The organism is Achromobacter sp. DMS1 (assembly GCF_001270295.1).
Window position 1 is genome coordinate 1 of the sequence record NZ_LHSJ01000041.1, and the last position, 4733, is coordinate 4733.

Here is a 4733-nt window from a genome sequence, read left to right on the forward strand (position 1 = left end):
CGCGCGTCCCGCGGCCAGAGGCCGGCCCTGCGGATTGCGCTCGGCGGCATACTCGCAAATGGCCAGCGAATCCCAGACCGCGAAATCGTCGTCGAGCAGCACCGGCACCAGCCCCGCCGGCGAGAGCGCGCCGAGGCGGCGGGAGAATTCCTCGGTGAAGAAGCCCAGCTTTTCTTCCCGGAACGGGATGCCGGCGGCCCGCAGCGCGAGCCAGGCGCGCAGCGACCAGGACGAGTAATTCTTGTTGCCGATGATGAGGGTGTACATGACGCAGCCTCCCGGGCGTGGCCCTATGTGGCGTTCGATCGTTTCAGCAGTTTGGCGAGGTAGTGGCCGGTGTGGCTGGCTTCGCAGGCCGCCACGTCTTCGGGCGTGCCCTGCGCCACCACCCGGCCCCCGCCGTCGCCGCCTTCCGGGCCCATGTCGATGAGCCAGTCGGCGGTCTTGATGACGTCCAGGTTGTGCTCGATGATGAGCACGGTGTTGCCGCTGTCCACCAGCTGGTTGAGCACCTGCAGCAGCAGTTCGATGTCGCGGAAGTGCAGGCCCGTGGTGGGTTCGTCCAGGATGTACAGGGTGCGCCCGGTGCTGCGCCGGGAAAGCTCCTGCGACAGCTTTACGCGCTGGGCCTCGCCGCCCGACAGCGTGGTGGCGCTCTGGCCCAGCCGGATGTACGACAGCCCCACGTCGATGAGCGTGTGCAGCTTGCGCGCGATGGCGGGCACGGACTCGAAGTATTCCAGCGCCTGCTCCACCGTGAGGTCCAGCACCTCGCTGATGTTGCGGCCGCGGTAGCGGATCTCGAGCGTTTCGCGGTTGTAGCGCTTGCCGTGGCAGACGTCGCAGGGCACGTACATGTCGGGCAGGAAGTGCATTTCCACCTTGACCACGCCGTCGCCCTGGCAGGCCTCGCAGCGCCCGCCCTTGACGTTGAAGCTGAAGCGGCCCGGATCGTAGCCGCGGCTGCGGGCCTCCGGCACGCCGGCGAACAGTTCGCGGATGGGCGTGAAGAGGCCCGTGTACGTGGCCGGGTTGCTGCGCGGGGTGCGCCCGATGGGGCTCTGGTCCACGCTGATGATCTTGTCGAAATTCTCCAGCCCCTGCATGGCCGTATAGGGCGCGGGCTCGCTTTGCGCATGATGAAGCTGGCGGGCCACCGCGATCGCGAGCGTGTCGTTGACCAGGGTGGACTTGCCCGAGCCGGACACGCCGGTCACGCACACCAGCCGGCCGGCCGGGATGCGCAGGTCGACGTTCTTGAGGTTGTTGCCGCTGGCGCCCGTGAGGACCAGCCATGGCATGTCGTCGGTGACGGGGCGGCGCGCCGGGATGGCGATGGCGCGCTGGCCGCTCAGGTACTGTCCGGTGAGCGAGGCGGGATCGCGTTGCACGTCCTCGGGGCTGCCCTGGGCCACGACCTGGCCGCCGTGTTCGCCGGCGCCCGGGCCCATGTCGATCACCCAGTCGGCCATGCGGATCATGTCTTCGTCGTGCTCGACCACGATGACGCTGTTGCCGAGGTCGCGCAGGTGCTGCAGCGTGCCGATGAGGCGGTCGTTGTCGCGCTGGTGCAGGCCGATGGAGGGCTCGTCCAGCACGTACATCACGCCCGTCAGCCCCGAGCCGATCTGGCTGGCGAGCCGGATGCGCTGCGCTTCGCCGCCGGAGATGGTGTCGGCGCTGCGGTCCAGTGACAGGTAATTCAACCCGACGTTGTTCAGGAAACTCAGCCGCGCCTCGATCTCGCGCACGATGCGCTGGGCGATTTCCTGCTTGGCGCCGCTCAGGCTCAGCGCGCGGAACCACTCCAGGCAGGTCGACAGCGGCATGGCCTCGACTTCGTAAATGGCCTGGCCGCGCCGCTCGCCGCCGCGCGGCTCCTGGCCGATCAGCACGTTGCGGGCCTCGGCGCGCAGGCGCGAGCCGCCGCACTCCGGGCAGACCTTGATGTTGCGGTACTTGCCCAGCTCTTCGCGCACCGTGGCCGAGTCGGTCTCGCGCCAGCGCCGCTCCAGGTTGGGAATCACGCCTTCGAAAATGTGGCGCTTGACGGTGCTGCGGCCTTTTTCGTTGAGGTAGAGGAAGGAGATTTCCTCGTCGCCCGATCCGTAGAGCACCTTGTCGCGGAGCGCCTCGGGCAGCTCTTCGAACGGCTGCTCGATGTCGAATTCGTAGTGGGCGGCCAGGCTGGTGAGCAGCGAATGCGTGAAGGCATTGCGGCGGTCCCAGCCCCGGATCGCGCCGGCCGCCAGGCTGAGCTCCGGAAACGCCACCACCCGTTTCGGGTCGAAGAACCCCACGTGCCCGATGCCGTCGCAGCTCGGGCAGGCGCCCATGGGATTGTTGAAGCTGAACAGGCGCGGTTCCAGTTCGGGCAGGCTGTGGCTGCATACGGGGCAGGCGTAGCGGCTGGAGAACACCTGTTCGCGCCCGCTGTCCATGTCCAGCGCCAGCGCCCGGCCTTCGGCGAGCTGCAGCGCGGTTTCGAAGCTCTCGGCCAGGCGCTGCTTGCTTTCCGGCTTGATGCGCAGGCGGTCGATCACCACGTCGATGTCGTGCTTTTCCGTCTTCTTGAGCGGGGCCATGCCGTCGATTTCCTGCATCTGGCCGTCCACGCGCAGGCGCACGTAGCCCTGCGCCTGCAGGCTGGCGCATTCGTCCTCGAAGCTGCCCTTCTTGCCGCGCGCGATAGGCGCCAGCACCGCCAGGCGCGTCTCGGCGGGCCAGGCCAGCACCGCGTCCACCATCTGGCTCACACTCTGGGCCTGCAGCGGCAGACCGTGATCCGGGCAGTAAGGCGTGCCCACGCGCGCGTACAGCAGGCGCAGGTAATCGTGGATTTCAGTGATGGTGCCCACGGTAGAGCGCGGATTGTGCCCCGCCGCCTTCTGCTCGATGGAGATCGCGGGAGAGAGCCCCTCGATGAGATCCACGTCCGGCTTGTCCATCAGCTGCAGGAACTGCCGCGCGTAGGCCGACAGGCTTTCCACGTAGCGCCGCTGCCCTTCCGCGTACAGCGTGTCGAAGGCCAGCGACGACTTTCCCGAGCCGGACAGGCCGGTTACCACTACGAGCTTGTGGCGCGGGAGGTCCAGGGAAACGTTCTTCAGGTTGTGGGTGCGCGCACCCCGAATGCGTATGGTCACGGTATGGTCACGCCAAGCGGGCTCTTTTCAGGCGTTTCAAAGGCCAACTTGGTACTATAGCGCGCCGAATCCCCCCGCGTTGGACCGCCGTCCTGGCGGTGCGCAGCGCGGCGCGGCGCCGAGCCGCGCAATCAGATCACGCGCGCGTCCGTTGCCGGATGCGCGGCTTTCGACATGGTGACCCCCCGCATGCCGGCAGAACCGAAACTCAAGCTGACCCCCTCCGAACGCCGTGCCAGCGTGGCGCTGTCCGGCCTGTTCGCCGCGCGGATGCTGGGCCTGTTCCTGCTGCTGCCGGTTTTGCCGTGGCCGCGCGCGGCCTGCCCGGCGGCGAGGATCCGGCCCGCGTCGGCCTGGCGCTGGGCATGTACGGCCTCACGCAGGCCTTCATGCAGATTCCGTTCGGGCTGGCCTCCGACCGCTGGGGGCGCCGGCCGGTCGTGGTGTTCGGGCTGCTGCTCTTCGTCATAGGCAGCGTGGTCTGCGCGCGCGCCCCGGACGTATTCTGGATCACCATCGCCGCGCCCATCGGCCGCCGCCTCAGCGAAAGCAAGCAGCAGGTGCCGCACTTCTACCTCACGGTGGACTGCCGCATGGATGCGCTGCTGGCCCTGCGCGCACAGGCGAACCAGGGCGTCGCCGTGAAAATTTCGGTCAACGACTTCATCGTGCGCGCCGCCGCCCTGGCGCTGCGCGCGGTCCCGGAAGTCAACGCCTGCTGGCAGGAAGACGCCATCGCGTTCCACGAGGCCGCCGACATCTCGGTGGCCGTGGCCACCGAGGGCGGCCTGGTCACGCCCATCGTGCGCGACGCGGACCGCAAGCCGCTCTCGGCCATCGCGGACGAGATCGCCGAACTGGCCGCGCGCGCCAGAATCAACCGCCTCAGGCCCGAGGAGTTCAGCGGCGGTTCGCTCACGGTGAGCAACCTGGGCATGTACGGCATCCGGCAGTTCGCCGCCATCGTCAATCCGCCGCAGGCCGCCATCCTGGCGGTGGGCGCGGCCGAGCGGCGCGCCGTGGTGGACGAGGACGGCGGCATCGTGGCGGCCTCGGTGATGACGGCCACCCTCTCGGCGGATCACCGCGTGGTGGACGGCGCGGTCGGCGCGCGCTGGCTGGCAGCCTTCCGCGCGCTGATCGAAAACCCCGTGCGCATCCTGGTGTGAGCCGCCCCATGTCCAAGACCGAATTCGACCTGGCCGTCGTGGGCGGCGGCCCCGGCGGTTACGTGGCCGCCCTCCGCGGCGCGCAGCTCGGCATGTCCGTGGCGCTGGTGGAACGGCGCCGCGCTGGGCGGCATCTGCCTGAACTGGGGCTGCATTCCCACCAAGGCCCTGCTGCATAGCGCCGCCGTGCTGCGCGCCTGCCGCGAAGCCTCGGGCTACGGCGTGACGGGCGCGGACGCGGCCCGGTCCGACCTGGCGGCCATGGTGGCGCGCTCGCGCGCGGTGGCGGGCCGGCTGGGCCAGGGTGTGGCCCACCTCATGAAAAAGAACGGAATCGCCGTGTTCCGGGCCAGCGCGCGCCTGGACGGCGCCGGCCGCTGGCGCTGATGCCGGCCCCGCGCTGTCCGCCTCGCACATC

At 69.2% G+C, this 4733-nt stretch carries 1 protein-coding gene and 3 pseudogenes; 2 read left to right on the top strand and 2 right to left on the bottom strand.

Translation table 11 applies throughout. The annotated features are described in order from the left end of the window. Positions 1–267, bottom strand: a pseudogene (locus tag AD428_RS07215) (glutathione S-transferase N-terminal domain-containing protein); the annotation flags it as partial. A 23-nt stretch (positions 268–290) separates the two neighbouring features. Beyond that, the gene (uvrA, locus tag AD428_RS07220) at positions 291–3146 is read right to left on the bottom strand and encodes an excinuclease ABC subunit UvrA (protein ID WP_053244668.1); all 2856 of its coding nucleotides are present in this window, start codon (positions 3144–3146) and stop codon (positions 291–293) included. Between the two features lie 189 nt (positions 3147–3335). Between uvrA and AD428_RS29355 the strand changes: the two are divergent. Next, positions 3336–4315, top strand: a pseudogene (locus AD428_RS29355) (MFS transporter). Between the two features lie 8 nt (positions 4316–4323). Then, a pseudogene (locus AD428_RS24555) lies at positions 4324–4733 on the top strand (FAD-dependent oxidoreductase); the annotation flags it as partial.